The 19,759-nt window shown below is 73.4% G+C and carries 17 protein-coding genes; 8 read left to right on the forward strand and 9 right to left on the reverse strand.

The annotated features are described in order from the left end of the window. Positions 1-13: 13 nt before the first annotated feature. A complete protein-coding gene (locus ACIQG9_RS15185) occupies positions 14-649 on the forward strand; it encodes an RNA polymerase sigma factor (RefSeq protein WP_400402157.1) in 636 nt (211 codons plus the stop codon). Further along, complete coding sequence (locus ACIQG9_RS15190) at positions 624-1,088, forward strand: hypothetical protein (RefSeq protein ID WP_400402159.1); 465 nt, start codon at positions 624-626, stop codon at positions 1,086-1,088. The genes ACIQG9_RS15185 and ACIQG9_RS15190 overlap by 26 nt, the downstream gene beginning before the upstream one ends. Here the strand turns inward: ACIQG9_RS15190 and ACIQG9_RS15195 are convergent. Genes ACIQG9_RS15195 through ACIQG9_RS15230 form a run of 8 tightly spaced genes read right to left on the reverse strand, consistent with a single transcriptional unit; the run spans position 1,075 to position 9,270 of the window. Next, positions 1,075-2,322 (reverse strand): exo-alpha-sialidase, encoded by a 1,248-nt coding sequence (locus ACIQG9_RS15195; RefSeq protein ID WP_400402160.1) that lies wholly within the window; start codon positions 2,320-2,322, stop codon positions 1,075-1,077. The two genes, ACIQG9_RS15190 and ACIQG9_RS15195, sit on opposite strands and share 14 nt — an antisense overlap. Then, complete coding sequence (locus tag ACIQG9_RS15200; RefSeq protein WP_400402162.1) at positions 2,319-3,104, reverse strand: HpcH/HpaI aldolase/citrate lyase family protein; 786 nt, start codon at positions 3,102-3,104, stop codon at positions 2,319-2,321. Before ACIQG9_RS15200 ends, ACIQG9_RS15195 begins: the two co-directional genes overlap by 4 nt. A 29-nt stretch (positions 3,105-3,133) precedes the next feature. After that, entirely contained in the window at positions 3,134-4,111 is a 978-nt protein-coding gene (locus tag ACIQG9_RS15205) for an aldo/keto reductase (RefSeq protein ID WP_400402164.1), read from the reverse strand. Then, positions 4,108-4,956: an ATP-binding cassette domain-containing protein gene (locus ACIQG9_RS15210; protein ID WP_400402166.1), complete on the reverse strand. Its 849-nt coding sequence runs from the start codon at positions 4,954-4,956 to the stop codon at positions 4,108-4,110. The genes ACIQG9_RS15205 and ACIQG9_RS15210 overlap by 4 nt, the downstream gene beginning before the upstream one ends. Further along, entirely contained in the window at positions 4,953-5,801 is an 849-nt protein-coding gene (locus tag ACIQG9_RS15215; protein ID WP_400402168.1) for an ABC transporter ATP-binding protein, read from the reverse strand. The genes ACIQG9_RS15210 and ACIQG9_RS15215 overlap by 4 nt, the downstream gene beginning before the upstream one ends. Beyond that, entirely contained in the window at positions 5,801-6,709 is a 909-nt protein-coding gene (locus tag ACIQG9_RS15220) for an ABC transporter permease (RefSeq protein WP_400402170.1), read from the reverse strand. The genes ACIQG9_RS15215 and ACIQG9_RS15220 overlap by 1 nt, the downstream gene beginning before the upstream one ends. Further along, positions 6,706-7,641, reverse strand: coding sequence for an ABC transporter permease (locus ACIQG9_RS15225; protein WP_400402172.1), 936 nt, complete (start codon positions 7,639-7,641; stop codon positions 6,706-6,708). The genes ACIQG9_RS15220 and ACIQG9_RS15225 overlap by 4 nt, the downstream gene beginning before the upstream one ends. Before the next feature lie 3 nt (positions 7,642-7,644). After that, positions 7,645-9,270 (reverse strand): ABC transporter substrate-binding protein, encoded by a 1,626-nt coding sequence (locus ACIQG9_RS15230; RefSeq protein ID WP_400402174.1) that lies wholly within the window; start codon positions 9,268-9,270, stop codon positions 7,645-7,647. Positions 9,271-9,478: 208 nt separating this feature from the next. Between ACIQG9_RS15230 and ACIQG9_RS15235 the strand changes: the two genes are divergently transcribed. From ACIQG9_RS15235 to ACIQG9_RS15260, 6 genes are all read left to right on the forward strand, one after another. Next, positions 9,479-10,696, forward strand: coding sequence for a four-carbon acid sugar kinase family protein (locus tag ACIQG9_RS15235; protein WP_400402176.1), 1,218 nt, complete (start codon positions 9,479-9,481; stop codon positions 10,694-10,696). Continuing rightward, on the forward strand, positions 10,693-11,724 hold the full coding sequence (gene pdxA / locus ACIQG9_RS15240) for a 4-hydroxythreonine-4-phosphate dehydrogenase PdxA (protein ID WP_400402177.1): 1,032 nt from the start codon (positions 10,693-10,695) through the stop codon (positions 11,722-11,724). The genes ACIQG9_RS15235 and pdxA overlap by 4 nt, the downstream gene beginning before the upstream one ends. Beyond that, a complete protein-coding gene (locus tag ACIQG9_RS15245; RefSeq protein ID WP_400402179.1) occupies positions 11,721-12,512 on the forward strand; it encodes a DeoR/GlpR family DNA-binding transcription regulator in 792 nt (263 codons plus the stop codon). The genes pdxA and ACIQG9_RS15245 overlap by 4 nt, the downstream gene beginning before the upstream one ends. 487 nt (positions 12,513-12,999) lie before the next feature. Then, positions 13,000-14,520, forward strand: a complete 1,521-nt coding sequence (mptB, locus tag ACIQG9_RS15250; protein ID WP_400402180.1) for a polyprenol phosphomannose-dependent alpha 1,6 mannosyltransferase MptB — start codon at positions 13,000-13,002, stop codon at positions 14,518-14,520. Between the two features lie 149 nt (positions 14,521-14,669). After that, complete coding sequence (locus tag ACIQG9_RS15255) at positions 14,670-15,239, forward strand: RNA polymerase sigma factor (protein WP_400402183.1); 570 nt, start codon at positions 14,670-14,672, stop codon at positions 15,237-15,239. A gap of 16 nt (positions 15,240-15,255) precedes the next feature. Next, entirely contained in the window at positions 15,256-16,167 is a 912-nt protein-coding gene (locus tag ACIQG9_RS15260) for a CU044_5270 family protein (RefSeq protein ID WP_400402186.1), read from the forward strand. Positions 16,168-16,274: 107 nt separating this feature from the next. On the opposite strand, the gene ACIQG9_RS15265 is transcribed toward ACIQG9_RS15260, so the two are convergent. Continuing rightward, positions 16,275-19,646, reverse strand: coding sequence for a M12 family metallo-peptidase (locus tag ACIQG9_RS15265; protein ID WP_400402189.1), 3,372 nt, complete (start codon positions 19,644-19,646; stop codon positions 16,275-16,277). Between the last annotated feature and the right edge of the window lie 113 nt (positions 19,647-19,759).

Raw genomic sequence — 19,759 nt, forward strand, 5'->3', positions numbered from 1 at the left:
CGGAGGTGTCGTCGTGACCGACCGGAGCGCGACCAGCCTGGTGTCCGCCGCCGCCGACGGGGACGAGTCGGCATGGGTCGAACTGGTCCGCCGGTACACCCCGTTCGTGTACTCGGTGATCCGCTCGCACGACCTGAACCGTACCGACGCGGGCGACGTCAACCAGACCGTCTGGCTGCGCCTGGTCGAGCACCTGAGACGGTTGCGGGACCCGGAGGCGCTGACCGCCTGGCTGGCCACCACGACCCGGCGCGAGTGCTACCGGCTCTCCCGCCTCAGCCGGCGCACCCAGTCCTTCGATCCGCACGACGACGCGCTCGACGCGTACCCCGGCTTCTCCCGCGCGGCGGACGCGGCGGACCCGGACGAGGAGTTGCTGCGCGCGGAGCGGCAGCAGGCGCTGCGGGAGGGCTTCGCGCAGCTCCCGGCCCGCTGCCAGGCGCTACTGTCCCTGTTGACGGCCGACCCGCCGTCCAGCTATCGGGAGATCGCCGAACGATTGGGCGTGCCGGTCGGTAGCATCGGGCCGACCCAGGCGCGCTGCCTGCGCAGGCTGCGTGACTGCCCGGCCCTCGCCCCGTACCTCGGGGCGCCTTCCACCCGCACGAACGGGGGTGAACGCGATGGAGCAGTGGCCGCCGGCCGGTGACGATGCCCTGACCACCGAGCTGGGCGCGGCGCTGTGGGACGCCGGGCCGGTTCCGGAGGAGTTCCTGACCGCGGCGCTGGCGGCGTTCGCCTGGCGCAGCGTGGACGCGGATCTGGCGCTCGCCGAGCTGACGTTCGACTCGGCGTGCGACGCCGAGCCGGCCGGGCTGACCCGGTCGGCCGGCTCGACGCGGACGCTGTCGTTCCGCAGTGGCCCGGTCGTCCTGGAGATCGAGGTGAGCGACGCCGGGATCGTCGGGCAGCTCTCCCCGGCCTGCGGCGGGCGGGTCAGGGCGCAGACGGCGTCCGGGACCTACGACGAGGCGGCGCTCGACGCGGTGGGCTTCTTCTCGCTGGCCGCTCCGCCGCGCGGTCCGGTCCAGCTCCGCGCCCGCACCGGCGGATACACGGTGGCCACCACCTGGGTCAGCCTGCGGTAGCGGAACCACCGTCGACGCGATGGTGACCGAGCCGGTCCAGCACCGACCGCACCGGGATCCGCAGGTGGCGGATCGCCTGCCGGTGGTGGGTGAAGGCCACGTGCAGCTCACCCGCGCCGTCCACGACCACCGAGGGGTAGCTCAGCTCGCGGTTGACGCCGTCCCGGGAATTGTTGGACAGGGCGTAGCCGTCCCCGTCGGCCAGCACCCACCGGACCGGCCAGCTCACCCCGTCGTCGGGGGAGACGGCGAGGACGAGCGGCGCCCGGGGAGCGCCCCAGAACGCGGTCCGTCCGTCGGCGTCGTCGCCGACCGTGCCCGGGTCGACCGGGCGTACCTGCGGCCCGGCGCCGTCGACGATCCCGTGGTCGTCGATCTCGTCGTACAGGGAGATCCGCCGGGCCACGGCGTCGCGCCGGCTGCTGCCGTTGCCCACCAGCACCACCCGACCGTCGCCCAGCGCCACCGCCTGGATCGACGAGTTGTTGTTCGGCAGCGCGGTGGCCTGCGGCGGCTCCCAGGTGACGCCGTCGGGGGACCCGCTCCGGTAGACGTGGTCGGCCCAGCGGCTGCGGAAGTACGCCGCGTACCCGCCACCCGCCCGCGGCACGATGTTCATGTGCACCCGGCCGGTGGAGCCCGGCACCGGCGTCTCCCGCCAGGTGGCACCGGCGTCGTCGGAGAACCACACGCTGCTGGTGTCGTGGTCGCCGACCCAGCGGTGGCCCGGCAACCGGGGGCAGGTGAACGTCGGGAGCAGCCACCGCCCCGACGGCAGCACCACCGGCGGCTGCCGGACGAAGAGGCCACCCTGCGGGGAGGCCAGCAGCTCCCGCGCCGGCCCCCAGGTCGCGCCCCCGTCGGCGGAGACGCGGGCCCGGACCACGGCGGTGTCCTGGTCACCGGCGTGCTGCGCCGTGTGCAGCAGCCAGAGTTCCCCGGCCGGCGTGCCGAACAGCACCGGGTTCTGCTCGGAGCGGGTGCCGTCGTCGCTCAGCCGTACCGGGTCGCTCCACCGGTCGGCGCCGGCCGGCAGCCGGGAGAACCAGACGCAGACGTCGGCCACCCCCTCCTGGGTGCCGCCGAACCAGACGCAGCCCAGGTCGCCCCCGGGCAGCACCGCGAGGTTCGCCGCGTGCGCCTGGACGGTGCGGGTGGGCAGAACCGCCTCGCCCAGCCCGTCGGGCCGGTCGCGCAGCACGCCGTCGGCGACCAGGGGAGCCGCTGCGCTCACCGGCCGCCCCCGGCCGAGCGCAGGTGGTCGGCCGCCGCCTGCTCCAAATGCACCAGGTCCGAGGAGACCGTCGCGAAGGTGAAGCCCTGGGCCAGCCGGCGGGACGCGTCCTCGCCGCTGGCGGTGTGGATGCCGGCTGCCACCCCGGCGTCGGCCGCAGCCCGGCTGATCCGGGCCAGCGCCGCCTCGAACGCCGCCGCGACCCGGGGATCGCCCGGGTGGGTGCCGCCGATGGCGAGGCACAGGTCGGACGGCCCGACGTAGATCCCGGTCAGGCCGGGGACGGCGCAGATCCGCTCCACGTTCGCCAGCCCGCCCGGCGTCTCGATCATCGCCAGGCAGGTGACGGCGGCGTCGGCCTCGGCCGGCACCGGACCGATGCGCAGCGCGGAGCGCATCGGCCCGTACGAGCGGACGCCGTGCGGCGGGTAGGTCGCCGCGGCCACCGCCCGCGCGGCGTCGTCGGCCGAGTCGACCATCGGCACGATGACGCCGGCGGCGCCGGCGTCGAGGGCCCGGCCGATCTGGTACGGGTCGTTCGCCCCGACCCGGACCAGGCCCACCGACCCGCCGCCGGCGTCGATCGCGGTGAGGCCGCGCAGGATGCCGCCGTACTCGATCAGCCCGTGCTGGGCGTCGAGGCAGACGTAGTCGTAGCCGAGCCGGGCGATCCGCTCGGTGGCGACGGGGGAGTCGAGCACCACCCAGTAGCCCACCGCGCGCTCGCGGCGGCGCAACCGGTCGGCGAAGGCGCGGGCGGGGATCGGGTCGGTAGTGGTCACGGTGTTCCATTCCTCCGGCGGGTTGCGGGTCACCTGTTGTAGGCCGGCATGGGTCCGGCGAGAACCCGGCCGACCTCGTCGCAGGCGGCCAGGACGTCACGGGGCAGCGGCCCCTGTGCCGCCGCACGGATGTTGGCGCGTAGCTGTTCCGGGCGGGACCCGCCGAGCAGCACCGCCGTCACCACCTCCCGGGAGAGCAGCCAGCGCAGCGACAGCTCGGGAAGGGTCACGCCCGCCTGGTCGGCGATCCGGGACAGCGCGCCGACGGCGTCGAAGATGGGTCGGTTCCAGTAGCGGTCGCGGTACATCGTGGACAGCGCGGACGAGCCGAACCGGCCCTCGTCCGGCGGCACGTCGAAGGAGTGCCGGCCGGTGAGCAGGCCGCCACCGAGCGGGTTGTAGACGATGGTGGCCAGCCGGTGCGTGGCGGCGTACTCGACGTACTCGTCCTCGACGCGTCGGGCGACGAGGTTGTAGAGCTGCTGCGCCACCACGGGCGGGGGAGCGCCGGCGGCCACACAGGCGGCGCGTACGTCGCTGATCTGCCAGGCCGCGAAGTTGGACACCCCGACCGCGTCGACCAGGCCGTCCCGGACCAGGTCGGCGAGGGCCTGCGCGGTCTCCTCCAGCGGCACCGAACGGTCCGGCTGGTGCAGGTAGCACAGGTCGACCCGGTCGGTGCCGAGCCGGCGCAGACTGGCCCGCAGGGAGGCGTGCAGGCCCGCCCGGGACAGCAGGGGCGCGCCCTGGGCGTCCCCGGGGTAGATACCGGCCTTGGTCGCCACGGTCACCTCGTCCCAGCGACCGCGCAGGATCTCGCCGAGCATCTGCTCGCTGCGCCCGCCGGCGTACCCGTTGGCCGTGTCGAAGGCGGTCAGCCCGTGGTCCAGGGCCAGGTCCACCATGGCGCGGGCGGTGTCCAGGTCGACCGTGTCGCCGAACGTCATCGTCCCCAGGACGAGGGTCGGCACGGGACGGCGCAGCCCGGCGAGGGTGTGCTGTCTCATGCGGCCGCCACGCTCTCCGCCGTCCGCGCCGCGGCGATCCGCCGGACCAGGTCGCGGGGCTTGCGGCCGGAGATCAGCGCCGGCTCCAGGACGCTGCGGCGGAGCTGCCGGGTGTACTCCTCGCGGGGCCGCCGCAGGACCTCCGTGGTGGGCCCCCGCTCGACCACCCGGCCGGTGCGCAGCACCAGCACCTCGTCGCTGACGGCGCGGACCACGCCCAGGTTGTGCGAGATGAACAGGAAGGTCAGCCCCTGGTCCCGACGCAGGCCGGCGAGGATGTCGAGGACCTGCGCCTGCACGGAGACGTCGAGGGCGCTGGTGGCCTCGTCGCAGACCAGCAGGTCGGGTTCGGAGGCCAGGGCGCGGGCGATGCCGATGCGCTGGCGCTGCCCGCCGGAGAACTCGGCCGGTCTGCGGTGCAGGGCCGAGGTGGGCAGGCCGACCTGGTCGAGGAGTTCGGCGGCCCGCCGTTCCCGCACCCGGCGGGACCGTTCGCCGCGTGCGGCCAGGGGTTCGGCGACGATCTCCTGCGCGCTGAGGTGCGGGTCGAGCGAGCCGTACGGGTCCTGGAAGACCATCTGGACCCGGTGTCGCAGCGGGCGCAGCCGGCGGTCGGTGAGCTGGGCGAGGTCGACGCCGTCGAAGACGATCGACCCGGCGGTCGGCCGCACCAGTCGGACCAGGGCCTTGGCGATCGTCGACTTGCCCGATCCCGACTCGCCGACGACGGCCAGTGAGCCGCCCCGGGGGACCTGGAAGGAGACGTCGTCGACGGCCCGGTGGAGGTCCCGGCCGTGGCCGTACTCGACCACCAGCCCGCGGACGTCGAGCAGGGGCTGACTCATACCGCTCCCTCCTTCATGAGCTGCGGCGGCTCGGCCGGCACGGCGGCCGGGTCCTGCCACGGACCGAGCTTCGGCAGCGCGTCGAGCAGCTTGCGGGTGTACGGGTGCGTGGGGCGGTCGATCACGTCCTCCACCTCGCCGCCCTCCACGAAGCGGCCGGACTGCATCACGTGGACCCGGTCGCTCATCAGCCGGGCGACGCCGAGGTCGTGGGTGATGAGCAGCAGGGCCGCCCCGGTGCGTTCCTGGATCTCCAGCAGCAGGTCCAGGATGCCGGCCTGCACCGTCACGTCCAGGGCCGAGGTGGGCTCGTCGGCGACGATGAGGTCGGCCTCGGCGGACAGCGCCATGGCGATGAGGACCCGTTGCAGCATGCCCCCCGACAGCTCGTGCGGGTACGCCCTCAGCCGCCGCTCGGGCTGGCTGAGGTGCACCGCGCGGAGCAGGTCGAGGGCTTGCCGGTCCGCCTCCGCCCGGGTGCAGCCCCGGTGGGAGAGCCGGATCGCTTCGGCCATCTGCCGGCCGACGGTGGTGACGGGGTTGAGCGCCGTCATCGGGTCCTGGGGGATCAGCGCCACCGTCCGGCCGCGCAGCGCGGTGATGTGGCGGCGGGTGCCGATCACGTCCCGCCCCGCGATCTCGGCGTGCCCGCCGAGCACGGCGAGGTCGTCCGGTAGCAGCCGGAGCAGGGCCATGGCCGTGGTCGACTTGCCGGAGCCGGACTCGCCGATGATGGTCACGGTCTCGCCCGGCTCGATGGTGAAGCTGACCCCGTCGACCGCGCGCAGCACGCCGGCACCGGTCATCAGGTCGACGGTCAGGTCCCGTACGTCGAGCACCGCCATCAGGAGTTCACCGCCTTCGTCCGTCGGACCCGGTCGCGGTCCCGCAGACCGTCGCCGAGCAGGTTGACCCCGAGGACCAGCAGGGCGATCGCGATGCCGGGGATGGTCACCAGCCACCACGCGCCGGTGACGAACAGTTCCCGGCCGTCGGAGATGATGCCACCCCAGGTCGGATAGGGGCGCTGGACGCCGGCGCCGAGGAAGCTCAGCGCGCTCTCCAGCAGCACCGCCTGGGCGAGCAGCAGGAGCACCACGACGAGGGTCTGGGACAGGATGTTCGGGATGATGTGGCGGGCGATGATCGTCAGCCGGCGGAGCCCGAGGACCTGGGCCGCCGCGACGTACGGTTTCTCGCGTTCCACCAGCACGAGGGCCCGGGTGAGCCGGGCCGGTTCGGGCCACTGCGCGACGGCGATCACCATGGTGATCACCGGGATCGACGGGCCGAAGAGGGCCACCACGAGCAGGAGCATGAGCAGCAGCGGCAGCGACATCTGCGCCTCCAGCAGGCGGGAGACGACGGTGTCCACCCAGCCGCCGAGGTAGCCGGCGGCGGCGCCGGCCATGATCCCGATGACGCCGGAGAGCAGGATCGCGAGCAGTCCGATCAGCAGCGAGGTCTGCCCGCCGTGCAGGATGCGGGAGAGCAGGTCCCGGCCGTTGGGGTCGGTGCCGAGCAGGTGCCCGGGGCTCAACGGCGGCAGCGAGGTCTCGCGCAGCACGCCCCGCACCGGGTCGGGCAGTGGAAGGACCCGGGCCAGGGCCACCGGCACCACGACCACGCCGGCGCAGGCCGCGCCGACCCATATCTTGATGCTGCTGTAGCGGGTCCGGCGCGCCGCCGCCGACCGGCGCAGCACCCGAGGGGCGACGGCGGTACGGGCGGGTGGGGCGGCGAGATCGCTCATCGGCGGGCCTCCTGACCGAGGCGGACCCGGGGGTCCATGAGGGGGTAGAGCATGTCCACGAGGAGTTGGACGAAGAGCGCGAGCAGCACCGTCACCAGGACCGTCGCCTGGATCAGGGGGAAGTCCCGGCGTTCCAGGGCGTCCACCACCAGCTCACCGACGCCGGGCCACTTGAAGACGACCTCGACGATGACCACGCCGTTGAGCATCGCGGCGAACCGGGTGCCGAGCGCGGTGACCACCGGGATGGACGAGTTGGCGAACGCGTAGCGCCAGGTCAGCCGACGCTCGGAGACCCCACGGGAGCGGGCGACGGTGACGTACGGGGCGCTGAGGTTGCCCACCATCTCGCGCCGGACGAGGCGCGAGATGAGGGCGACCTGGAGGATGACGATGGTGAGGCACGGCAGGATGAGCGAGCTTATCGAGGTGAATCCGGAGGGCGGGAGCCACCGGAGGTTGACCGCGAAGACGATGAGCAGGACGAAGCCGATCCAGAAGTCCGGCATCGACTGCCCGACGATGGTGGCGATGTTCGCGCCCAGTTCGGGGGCGGTGTTGTTCCGCCTTGCCATCCATACCCCGAGGGGGATGGCCAGCAGGGCGGTCACGGCGATGGCCGCGACGGCGAGCGTGATGGTGTAGGGGAGGCGGTCGAGCACGACCTGCAGCGCGGGCTGCCGGAACTGGAACGAGTCGCCGATGTCCCCGCGCACCAGGTGGCTCAGGTACGTCAGGTACTGCCCGAGGATCGGTTGGTCGAGCCCGAACTGCTGCCGTACCGCCTGCAACTGCTCGCTGGACGGGTTGGGCGGCGCGTAGCTCACGGCGGGGTCGCCGGGGGCCAGGCGCAGCAGGACGAAGACGACCGTGACCGTGAACCACGCGGTGAGCGCGGTCTGGGCGAGCCGCTTGAGGAGGTAGCGCTGCATGGGTCAGCCCGAGACCCGGACCTTGGCCAGGTCGTAGGAGTTGGCGGGGGAGAGGTCCAGCGCCGTGACCCGCTTGCGCTTGGCGAGGACGTTGTCGGGGGTCCAGGCCCACATGGCCGGCCAGAGCGCCCAGATCTGCTCCTGCGCCTGCTTGAGCAGCGCGTTCCGCTTCGCCTCGTCCGGCTCGGACCCGGCCTGGTCGATCAGGCTCGTGATCTCGGGGAAGACGAAGCCGTGGTAGGTGTCCCGGGTCTTCTCCTTCGCGGCGGTGCCGGCGTACTGGCCCTGGAGGTTGGTGATGGCCAGGCCGGTCTGGTTGCCGTATCCGTTGCCCAGGACGTCCCAGTCGCCGGCCTCGCCGCGGCGCCAGGCGTTGATCTCACCGCCCTTGGGGATCTCCTTCAGCTTCACCGTCACGCCGACGTCGGCCAGCATGCTGACCAGCGCCTCCATCACCCGCGCCGCCCCGGCGAACTCCGACTCCTCCCAGATGAAGGTGAGGCTGAGGTTCGACACCCCCTCGGCGGCGAGGAGCTGCTTGGCCTTGGCCGGGTCGAAGGTGTACTGCCCGGTCGGGGTGAAACCGGCGAGGGTCTTGGGCACGACGCCCTCGGCGGAGGTGACCACCCCGTTCATCAGGCTGGCGATGAGTGAGTCGTGGTCGACGGCGTGGCTGAGCGCTTCGCGGACCCGGGGGTTGGCCAGCGGGTGACCCGGCGGCTTGCGGAAGTTGTAGAACAGGTGGATCAGGCGGGTGCCGGGTCGCTGGACGAGTTCGATGTCGCTGTTCCGCTTCAGGGCGGCGGCCGACTCGGGCGTGATGGTGTCGATGACGTCGGCCTGGCCGGAGGTGATCGCGATGACCCGTGAGCCCTCCTCCTCCTGGTACGAGATGTTCACCTCGTCGAGCAGCGCCTTCTCGCCCCAGTAGTTCTCGTTGCGCACCAGCCGGTAGGTGCCGGTGCCGGAGTCGGCCGACGCCACGGTGTAGGGGCCGGTGCCGAGACCGTCGCGCAGTTCCTCCGGCTTGTTCGCCTTGGCCGGCGTGATGAGGATGTTCGACATCAGCGAGTCGAGGGTCACCAGCGGCCGGGTGGTGGTCAGGGTGAAGCTCCGGTCGTCGATCTTGGTCAGGGTGGGCCGCTCGACGAACTGGGAGGCGACGAAGCTGGCCTTGACCTCGAAGTAGTACTTCAGGGCGGTCTCGACGTCCTCGACGGTGACCGGTGACTTGTCGGAGTAGTGGATGTCGCCGCGGAGCTTGACGGTCCACGTGGTGGGGTCGGTGAGCGTGAAGGACTCGGCCAGCACGAGCTCCGGGCGCAGGTCGCCGCCGATGCGGGTGAGGGCCTGCCGGACGGCGCGCTGCACGGTGACCGCCGCGTCGTACTGGTTGAGCTTGTTGTCGAGGCTGACCAGGTTGCGGTTGAGGACGATGCTGAGCTTTCCGCCCGCCCCGCCGCCGGAGGCGGCTCCGCTGCCGCCCTGCGGCCCGGCGCACGCCGTCAGCGCGGAGCCCACGACGGTGCCGGCCCCCACGATGCCGGCGAGCTGAAGCAGCGCGCGACGGGAGATTCCCTGGCCGGACCCGGTGCCTGTGCGGCCGGTCGTCCGGGTGGTGTCGGACATGGGACTGCCTCCTTGCGGTGGTGGTGGGGTGTGTCTGTGACAGACACCACTGGTGGTGGGGCCACGATGGCACAGTTGCGCGTTCTGCGCAATGCCGGTAGCGTCTTTCGCGTCGCTCAATACGTTCGGACCCTGGCATCGCCCCGGGCCGAGCCCGGCAGGGCCCCCGTCGAAAGAGCGTCCAATTCCTGCTCAAGTGGAGGTTGTCGTGCCGGATCTGGCGATCGTCGCCGACGACCTCAGCGGTGCCTCAGAAGCGGCCGCCGCCTTCCTGTTGCGCACAACGCGCATCGAGGTGCTTCTGGGTGAGCACGAAGGGGCGACCGCCGTCCCGGCTGCCGCCCGGGTGGTCGCCGTCGACACCGACTCCCGCCGGTCCGACCCGGTCGAGGCGGCGGCCCGGGTACGGTCCGCGCTCGCCCTGTGCCACGGCGCACCGGTGCTGAAGAAGGTCGACTCGCTCCTGCGGGGCAACCTCGCCAGCGAGGTGGCGGCCCTGCGCGACGCCCTCGACGTCATGCCCGTGGTCGCCACCGCGCTCCCCGAGGCCGACCGGAAGGTGATCGACGGCGTGCTCCGGGTCGGGGGCGTCCCGCTGCCCGACACCGGCCTGTGGCACGCCGAGCAGCGGCCGGCCCCCCGTACGGTCGCCGACGCGCTCGCCCCGCTCGGGACCGTCACGGTGCCGCTGGCCGCCGTACGCCGGGGAGCGCGGCACCTCGCCGCGACCCTCGCCGCGGCCGCCTCGGCCCGGCTGGTCGCCGTCTGCGACGCCGAGACCGATGCCGACCTGGACGCCGTCTACGCCGCCGCCCGGCTGGCCGCCGACCGCCCGCTGCTCGTCGGGTCCGCCGGCCTCGCCGCCGCGGCGGCCCGCGCCATGCCGCCGGACCCGCCGGGCCCGGCCGATGCCGTCGCCGCACCGACCGCCGCCGCCGTCCTCGTCGTCGCCGGCACCGCCGCGGCCTCCCTGCGGGCGCAGCTCGCCGCCGTCGAACCCGAGGCCGACGTCGTGCTGCGGTGCGACCCGCAGGCGCTGCTCGACGACCCGTCCACGGTGCGCCGGGAGGTGACCGCCCGACTGGACACGGCGCGCTGCGCCGTGGTCAGCCTGGACGACCGCGCCGGCATCCGGCCGGACCTCGCGCCCCGCCTGGTCTGCGCCCTCGCCGCCGCCGTGGCGCCGGCGGCGACCGACGGGCGCGCGCTGGTCCTGACCGGTGGCGAGACCGCACGCGCCGTCCTCGACCGGCTCGGCGTCGCCCGGCTGCGGCCGGTGGCGCAGCGGGCCGGGGCGGTGCTCTCGTACGCCGGGACGGGACAGGTCGTCGTCACCCGCCCCGGCAGCTTCGGCGGCCCGACCTCACTTGCCGACCTCGCCCGCACCGTGCTGGCCGACCCATGCCCCGAGAAGGAGCCGAGATGACCAACAGTCCCTACATCGCCGTGACCATGGGTGACGGTGCCGGTATCGGTCCCGAGATCGTCGTCCGGGCGCTGCTCGATCCCGAGGTCCCGACCATGGCCCGCTGTCTCGTCGTCGGCGACGCCGCGCGGCTGCGGCAGGCCGCCGACATCGTCGGGCTCGACGTCGACATCGTGCCGGTGCGTGGCGTGGCCGACGCCGAGGTCGTCGCCGGGCGGATCAACGTGGTCGACCTGGACCTGCTCCCGCCGGACCTGCCGTTCGGCGCGGTCTCCCCGGTCGCCGGCGACGCGGCGTACCACTACATCCGGGTGGCCAGCGAACTGGCGATGGCCGGCGACGTGCAGGCCATCTGCACCGCCCCGCTCAACAAGGAGGCGCTGCACGCCGGCGGCCACCTCTTCCCCGGCCACACCGAACTGCTGGCCGAGCTCACCGGGACGCGCGAGGTGTCGATGATGTTGTCGACCCCCCGGGTCAAGGTCATCCACGTGACGACGCACATCGGTCTCATCGACGCGGTGGAGCGGATCGAGCCGGGCCTGGTGGAGCGCACCATCCGTCGGGGGCACCAGGCCATGCTCGACGCCGGTGTCGTCGCCCCGCGCATCGGCGTGTGCGGCATCAACCCGCACGCGGGGGAGAACGGCCTGTTCGGCCGGGGTGAGGAGGACTCGAAGATCGTCCCCGCCGTGCGGACGTGCCAGGCCGACGGCATCGACGTCCACGGCCCGCTCCCCGCGGACACGCTCTTCTTCCTGGCCGGCCGCGGCGACTACGACCTGGTCGTGGCGATGTACCACGACCAGGGCCACGGTCCGGTGAAGGTGCTGGGCCTGGAGGCGGGCGTCAACATCACCGTCGGGTTGCCGGTCATCCGGACCTCGGTCGACCACGGCACCGCCTTCGACATCGCCGGCAAGGGGATCGCCGACCACCGATCGATGATCGAGGCGTTGCGGCTCGCCGCGGAGATGGCGCCACGGCCGGTCGGGGCGACGTCGTCGGATAGGGTGCCCATGACATGAGCAGGCTGAGATCAGGGCAACGACGCGACCAGATCGTCCGGATGGCCGCCTCCAATGGACTGGCCAGTGTGGAGGAACTGTCCGCGAAGCTCGGCGTGACGCCCTCCACCATCCGGCGGGACCTCGCGCTGCTCACCGCCCAGGGCAAGCTCGCCCGCACCTACGGCGGCGCCCTCAGCCTGGAGCCCCACCCGGAGGCGTCGCTGCGGCAGCGGCTCGGCGAGGCCTACGCGGCCAAGCAGGCGATCGCGGCCTGGGCGGCGGCGCAGATCGTGCCCGGCGAGAGCGTGCTGCTCGACGCCGGCTCCACCACGGCGGCCCTCGCGCAGTTGCTCACCGATGTCAGTGGCCTGTCGGTCTCCACGATCGGGCTGACCGCCCTGGAGGTGCTGGCCGAGGCCGAGGAGATCGAGGTGGTGCTTCTCGGCGGGCGACTGCGGACGCTGAGTCAGAGCTTCGTGGGACCGGTCACCGAGTCGGCGCTCGAACGCATGTCGTTCGACCGGGCCTTCATGGGCGCGGACGGCGTCCGGGCGGACCGGGGCATCAACGAGAAGGACCTTGAGCAGACGCGGCTGAAGGAGCTCATGATGAGCCGCGCCGACCACGTCTACGTGCTCGCGCACGGGGCGAAGCTGGGGCAGGCGCCGTTCCACGCCTGGGCGGTCATGCCACCCCGGTGGACCCTCGTCACGGACGACTCCGCGCCCCTGGCCGAGCTGGCCAGCTTCCGTGCCAGGGGCATCTCGGTCGTCGTCGTCGACCCGCCCGCGCCCGACCCGCACTGACCGCCGACGGGGCCGCCACCGGGGGTGCCCCTCCGGCGACGCCGACGCGGCCAGCCCCGGCCGCTGCCCACTGCCCCGTTGCCCGTTGCCCCGTTGCCCGTTGCCCGTTGCCCACTGCCCGTTGCCCACTGCCGTCGTTCGGCCCCGGTCGGACCCAAGGGGTAAGCCGGGGTCGGGTCGACGAGGCGCGGTGGGGCAATCGGGCCGCGCGGGATCAAGGGCGACGGCGCGTACCTCCGCGCCCTTCTCGGCAGTTCTCGCCCATCGCGGCGGTCGGCGCCCGGCGTGCCGGCCCCGCGCCGGACCGGCATCTCGTGGTGGCCGGTGCGGGATGGCGGGCTTGCTCCGACGCGGCGGCGGGAAACGCTAGATTCGACAGTGTGTAGCGATCCGGTGACGGCAGGTGATGTGCCTGATCGGTGGCGCGGTCGAGGGCCACGGCGGACCCACATCCTTGGGGGGACTGACGGATGAGTGGTTGCTGATGGTGTCGCGTCGCGCGGGCGCGAAGGATGGCCAGGAGTCCGTCCCCTCCCGCGCCCCGGCGTACCGCCACCGGACGCTCGGCATGGTCGGCTCGGCCGTGACCGCGGCGGGTGGGCTGCTGGCGGGCGTCACGCCCCTCGGTGAGATCGCGATCGACCTTCCCCTCGTCCGGCACCTGCGCGGGTCGACGACGCTGTCGGTGTTCGTGGTCTACCTCGGGCTCAGCATGCTGCTGCTGGCGTGGTGGCGCGTCGGCGCGGCGGTGCGCGCCCCCGGCGGCCCGTCCCGGCGCGAACTCGCGACGACGGCGGCGTGGTGGGGGGCACCGTTCGCCCTCATCACCCCGATCTTCAGCGGCGACGTGCACAGCTACCTCGCCCAGGGCGCGATGACGACGGCGGGCCTGGACGCGTACCGGGTGGGCCCGTCCGCCCTGGGTGGCCCGCTCACCGTCAACGTGCCCGAGATCTGGCAGCACACCCCGGCGCCGTACGGGCCGGTCTTCCTCAAACTCGCCGCGGCGGTGGCCGGGGTGACCGACGGCGGCGTCTGGGCGGGCATCGTCGGGATGCGGGTGCTGGCGCTGCTCGGGGTGGGCCTGCTGGTCTGGTCGGTGCCCCGGCTGGCCGGGCTCTGCGGGGTGCGGCCGGAGGCCGCGCTGTGGCTGGGTGTGCTCAACCCGCTGACACTGCTGCACCTGATCGGCGACGCCCACAACGAGGCGATGATGCTGGGCCTGATGTGCGTCGGGCTCCTCCTGGCGCTGCGCCGCCGACCCGCGCTCGGGATCGTGGTCATCACGCTCGCCGCCCTCGTCAAGGCACCGGCGGCCCTGGCGATCGCCTTCGTCGTCCCGATCTGGGCGCAGCAACTCGACGGCCGCCGGCGACGGCTGCGGGCGGCGCACCGGACCCTTGTCGTCGCCGCCGGCACCGCGCTGACCGTCACCGCCCTGGCGGGCACCGGCTTCGGCTGGGTACGGGCCCTGGGCACCCCCACCCGCGCACACACCTGGATGTCGGTCACCACCGACCTCGGCTGGGCGGCCGGGACGCTGCTGCACCGGCTGGGCGGAGTGCGGGTCGAGTCGACCATCCAGGCGTTCTGGCTGGTCGGACTGGCCGTCGCCGCAGGGGTCAGCGTGGCGCTGTGGCGACGAGCCGGGCGGAACGGGCCGGTGGCCGCACTCGGCCTGTGTCTCGGGGCGGTGGTCGTCTCCGGCCCGGTGGTGCACCCGTGGTACCTGCTGTGGGCGGTCCTGCCGCTCGCCGCGGCCGCTCGCCGCACCGCGATCCGCCGTACGGTGGCGATCGGCTCGGTGGCCCTCGTCCTGCTGGTCCTGCCCGGTGGCGTCCAGCCCGGCGGGCACGCGCTCCTCGGCGCGGTCCTGGGATCGTTGACCGTGTCGGTCGTCGCGGCGGTGTGCACCCGCCTGACCCGCCCGCGCGTGTGGTCCCGGCTGGCGGACGAGCCCGCCGGCTACGAGGGCCCGGCGGTCGCCCACGTGCGCGCCGCCCCCTGACCGGTGGCCCGGCAGCGGGGCCGGGGCCGGGTCGGGCGGCACCGAGGTCACCATCAGCGGGGACGGTCCGTCTAACCCGCCATGGTGTAACGCACCGACGCCGCCGGGCCAATGAAGGGGTGCAATGGCGGCCAAGGAGGGAACAGCCTGTGAGTATCCCGAGCCCGGACGGCGACGATCCCGTCCACATCGGCACGGACCCGGCAGCGTTCGAGGCGTTCTACCGCCGACATGTGGAGACGATCGGCCGGTTCGTCGCTCGCCGGGTCAACGACCCGCACACGGCGGCCGACCTCACCGCCGAGGTGTTCCTGGCGGTGATCGAATCCGCCGCCGGCTATCGAGCGGACCGGGGCAGCGAGGTCGCCTGGATCTTCGGCGTGGCCCGCAACGTGATCGCCGCCGAGCATCGGCGGGTGGCCCGGCAACTGCGGGCGAGCGGTCGCGCGGCGGGACGCCGGCTGCTGGACGCCGACGACATCGCCCGCATAGAGGAGCGGATCGACGCCGAGTCGGCGGCCCGGCGTACCTACCAGGCCCTCCGCGGCCTGCCGGAGCGTACCCGCGCGTTGCTGGAACTCGTCGCCGTGGACGGTCTGTCCATGGCGGAGGCGGCCGGTGCGCTCGGGATGTCCCCGGTCGCCGCCCGGGTCCGTCTGCACCGGGCCCGCCGCGCCGTACGCCTCGCGCTCACTCACCCCGATTCCGCACTCGTCTGACGGAGGGACCATCACCATGACCCGCGCCGGTTCACCGCTGGGCAACTTCGAGGCACGACTCCTCGCCGAGCTGAAGGAACACCTCGCCACCCGGACCGCCGAGGCGACGACCGCTCCGGCCACCGCCCGCCCGATTCACCCGGGCCCATCCCGCCGGTGGCGCGCCCCCGGCTGGCGACTCGCCGGGGTCGGTGGGCTGATCGCACTGCTGACCGTCGGCGGGCTGGTGGCGCAGACGGTGGGCGGCGAGCGGCCGGCGAGCGCCGCCGAGATCCTGACCGACGCCGCAGCGGTCGCCCGGCAGCAGCCCGAACTGGCGGCGCGTCCGGACCAGTTCCTCTTCGTCGAGCTGCGAATCACCCGGCGTGAGGAGCCGGTGTCCGGCCCGTACGTCGACGAGCGGGTTCAGCGCTGGGTGCCGGTCGGCGACGACCCGTCCTGGCAGCAGCGGCGGCGGCCGGAGGCCGACCCCGACGGCTGGCGCACCGAGGACGTCTCCGACCTGTCCCGGCCGGCCGGCTACGTCGCGGATCTGCCCACCGACCCGGAGGAGATGATCCGCTACCTCCGGAATCGCGCCGCCCCGGAGGCCACCGAGGACGACCCCGTGGCACCCTTCGTTAACGGAATGCTGATGCTCGACGGCTATCTGCCGCCCCGGTCGCTGGGCGCGCTGTTCCGGGCGATGGCCCAGGTTACCGGGGCCGAGGTGGCGCCTGGCGACGTACGGGACGCCGCGGGCCGGCGCGGGGTGGCGCTGCGGATGCCCGGCGTGGTCGGGGCACACCTCGACCTGATCTTCGACCGGGAGACCCACGCCTACCTCGGCACCCGCCGGGTTCTGGTGCGGGACGGCAGGGAGTCGCTCTACACGAGTACCGCCATCGTCCGGCTGGCGATCGTCGACCGGTCGGGCCAGCTACCCTGACCGGGCCCGCCGCGTCCAGGCCAGCGGCCGGTCGAGCGGGCTGGTCGTGGTGGTCCCCGTCAGCAGGGCGCCGGACCGTGGTCCGACGCCCTGCCGACGGTTCGTCCTTAGCCGATGGTGAGGTTGCCGCCGGAGGCGGTCAGGGTGATCTCCTGGGTCGTCGACCCGGTCCAGTCGGACGAGAAGACCAGCCGGTCACCGTCCCAGACGGTGATCCCGACCCCGTCCCGGCGACCCGGTTCGCCCCGGTCGGTGACCGTCACCCGCATGGTCAACCCGGTGGCCACGGCGACCGGGCTCTGCGCGGTGGAGATGTCGTACAGGGTGACCGGGTAGCGGAGGTCGGCGACCGGCACGCCGGCCACCTCGCCGATCCCGATGGAGTCCAGCCCGGTGCTCTGGAACTTGTACCGCTTGCCGTCGGACTTGTAGCCGACCTTGGCGGTGCCGACCAACTTCTTGCCGTTGTTGATCCGCGCGTCCAGGGTGAGCTCGATCCGGCGGTCGTCGTCGAGCGGGTAGCCGCCGGCGGTGTTCCCGCCCTTGAGGTAGCCCGATCCGGCGATCGACCGGCCGTCCCAGCCGGCCACCGTGACACCGGCCGTGCCGCTGCCGGTGTACGCCCCGCCGAGCACCGCGGTGATCGAATGCGCGCCGACCGGCAGTACGGCCGAGCAGCTTGCCGAACCGTCGGTGGCGGCCCCGCCGAACGGCTTGGCCGGCGCCGAGCAGAGCACCTCGTCGCCCTCCTTGAAGGTCACCGTCGCGTTCCGGACGTCACCACCGGCGCCGAGGACGGTCGCCCGCAGCAGCACACCGGTCGAGCCGGCGCCGGCCACCGGGTACGCCAGGGCGTCGCCGGTGTAGGCGACCGTCGCCGCGCGTACCTGGGTGATGGTCAGGTCGGCGTCGTTGAGGTCGAAGAACACGTTGCCGAGCGCCTCGATCCTGATCCGACCCCGGGCGGTGTCCACGTTCGGCAGGGTCACCGTCGCGGCACCGGTGTTCGGGGTCCGCTCCGCCAGCACGTACGGGAAGGTGGCCCCACCGTCGACGGACAGGGAGATCCGCACGTCGGTCACGTTGATCGGTGCGGTGTTCGTGCCGGCCACGTCCCAGGTGACCGGGGCGGTGCCGCCACCGAGGTGGGCGGTCGGCGCCGCCTGCGAGGTGACCAGGAACGGGCCGGCCGTCGGGGCGACCGTCAGCGACACGTCGGCGCTGCCGATGCCGCCACCACCCGGGTGGCTGTCCCGGGCGGTGAGCCGGAAGTGCATGGTCCGGTCGTTGTCGATGCCGACCCAGTCCGCGGTGGGCAGGAACTCGGAGAAGCAGTCCACCGTGGCGGCCGGCACGTTGCTCGCGCCGCCGGTGGCCGGCGGAGCCGGCGCGGCCGGGCAGACGCCGGTGGCCGCGTTGGTGTTGTTCGCGGCGATCTGACCCAGGTCCGGGAAGTGCCGGGTCGGGTCGGTGCTCACCGCGTTCTCACCCGGCGAGTGGTACTCCAGCGTGTCGGTCGGGCTGACCGCCGCCGCCACGCCGAACTGCCGGAACAGCGGGCCGTTCGTCTTGGTGTTGTTGACCAGCGCGGTGCCGGCGCTGCCGCCCCGGTCGTTCTGCTCCCACAGGTAGGTGACGGTGTCGCCGTCGGCGTCGGTCGCGCCACCGGTGAGGGTGAACGGGGTCCGCGCCGGGATGGTGTACGAGGACGTCGGCAGGGTGACCACCGGGGCCCGGTTGCTGGTCTGCTCGACCAGCACACCGCCGTTGTCCACCGTGCCGCCCTTGGCGGTCTCACCGACGAAGCCGGTGACCCCGTCGCCGCCGGTCAGGCCGAGCGACCCCACGTTGGTGGCGGCCAGCGCCCCGCCGAAGGTGACCTGGAAGCCGGTGTCGTTCAGCGTGCCGCTGCCACCGAACGCCGCCACGGTGGCGGTGGCTCCGGCGGGCCAGCCGGCGATCGCCTCGATGGCGGCCTTGATGCCGGCCGTGGTGTAGTTGCCGCCGCGCACGATCGGCGCGGAGGACTGGCCCGCGTAGCTGACCGTGAACGACTCGCCGTCGGTGTCGAAGCCGTACAACGAGAGGGTCTGCACCTCGTTGATCGCCGGGCGGGTGCCGGTGATGAACGTGGTGATCTCCGTGTAGCTGCGCTGCGACCAGTACGGGTCGCTGTGCGGCTGGAGGTTGTCCTGCTGGCAGATGCCCGCGTACGCCATGATGGACGACCCGCTGCCGGGCTCGTACGAGTTGGTCGCGCTGCGGTTGCCGCCGGAGCAGTTGTACTGGGTGCCGTTGAAGGTGTGGTTGCCGGCGAACTGGTGGCCGATCTCGTGCGACACGTAGTCGACCGCGTAGAAGTCACCGACCGGGGTCGGCAGGCCGGTGCAGCCGCGGGCCTTGCCGTCGCCGCCGACCACGCCGAGCCCGGCCACGCCGCCGCCGGGCAGGCCGAGGCCGATGTGCCCGACGTCGTAGTTGCCGGCGCCGATGAGCTGGCCGAGCACGATCCGGTTGCGGTTGAGCAGCGAGCCGGTGCACGACGAGATCTGGGCCGTGGTGTAGCAGGCCGACGCGCCGCACGGTCCGTTCGGCTCGGTGGCCAGGGCGGCGGTGTTCAGGTTGGTCTTGTCGGTGTCGTTGACCAGCACGAGCCGGATCGCCGTCTCGTCCTCGTAGATCTGGGTGACCCGGTTGATCAGGGTCACCTTGGCCGCGGTGACGTTCCCCGCGCCGAAGAAGGTGGCGTACGAGGGGTCGGTGACCAGGGCCAACCGGTAGGTGCGCAGGCTGACCAGCGGGCCCGCCGGCACGGCCCCGGTCACCTCCGGCTGCAACGCCTCGGCCGCCGCCGCGACGTCCTCGCGCTCGACGAACGCGGGGTCGCCGTCAACCAGGTCCTGGCCGTAGTAGCTGGCGTACACGCTCTGGTCGGCGTGGTAGTACGGGTCGATGTACCAGCTTCCGGCGCTCGACCGGACCGAGGCGTGAAAGCCCAGCGGGGTCAGGTCGGCCCGGACGGTCGCGGTCGGGTCGTCCAGGCCCCGGCCGACATAGGTCTTGATCTCCGGGTGCCGGGCGGCGAGCCCGGGCTCCATCACCGGGGAGTCGAGCAGCGCGAACCGCTGGAACTCGCCGGTCGGGGTGGGCAGGGCGACCGTCAGCGCCGGCTGGCCGCGGCGGGCCGTACCCGCCCGCTCCGCCGGGGCATCGTCCAGGGTGTCCGCGAGGCTGGCCCGGTCGAGGGTGTACGCGGCGAAACGCTCTGCGCGGATGTCGGGGGCACGCCCGCTGCGGGCGGTCGTCGAGACGTCGCCGGACACCGCCTGCCAGGGGCCGCGGTCGGCCGGGGTGGCGACCGCCGGGGCGCTGCCGCCGATCAGGGGCAGCGCGGTGGCGGCCAGCACGGCGACGAGCAGGCCGGCCAGCCGGCGGCGGTGACCGCCTGGGCCAGCGGGAGAGGGAAGTGGAACGTGCATCGAGGGGGGCCTCACTTCGTGCGTCGGGGGTCGGCGGAACAGGCCGGGCGTCGTGCGTTCGGCTACCTCACCGGGCTGTCCCAGGGAAAACACGCTATGGCGGCGGTCCCGCC

Source organism: Micromonospora sp. NPDC092111 (assembly GCF_044755745.1).
Taxonomy (GTDB): Bacteria; Actinomycetota; Actinomycetes; order Mycobacteriales; family Micromonosporaceae; genus Micromonospora.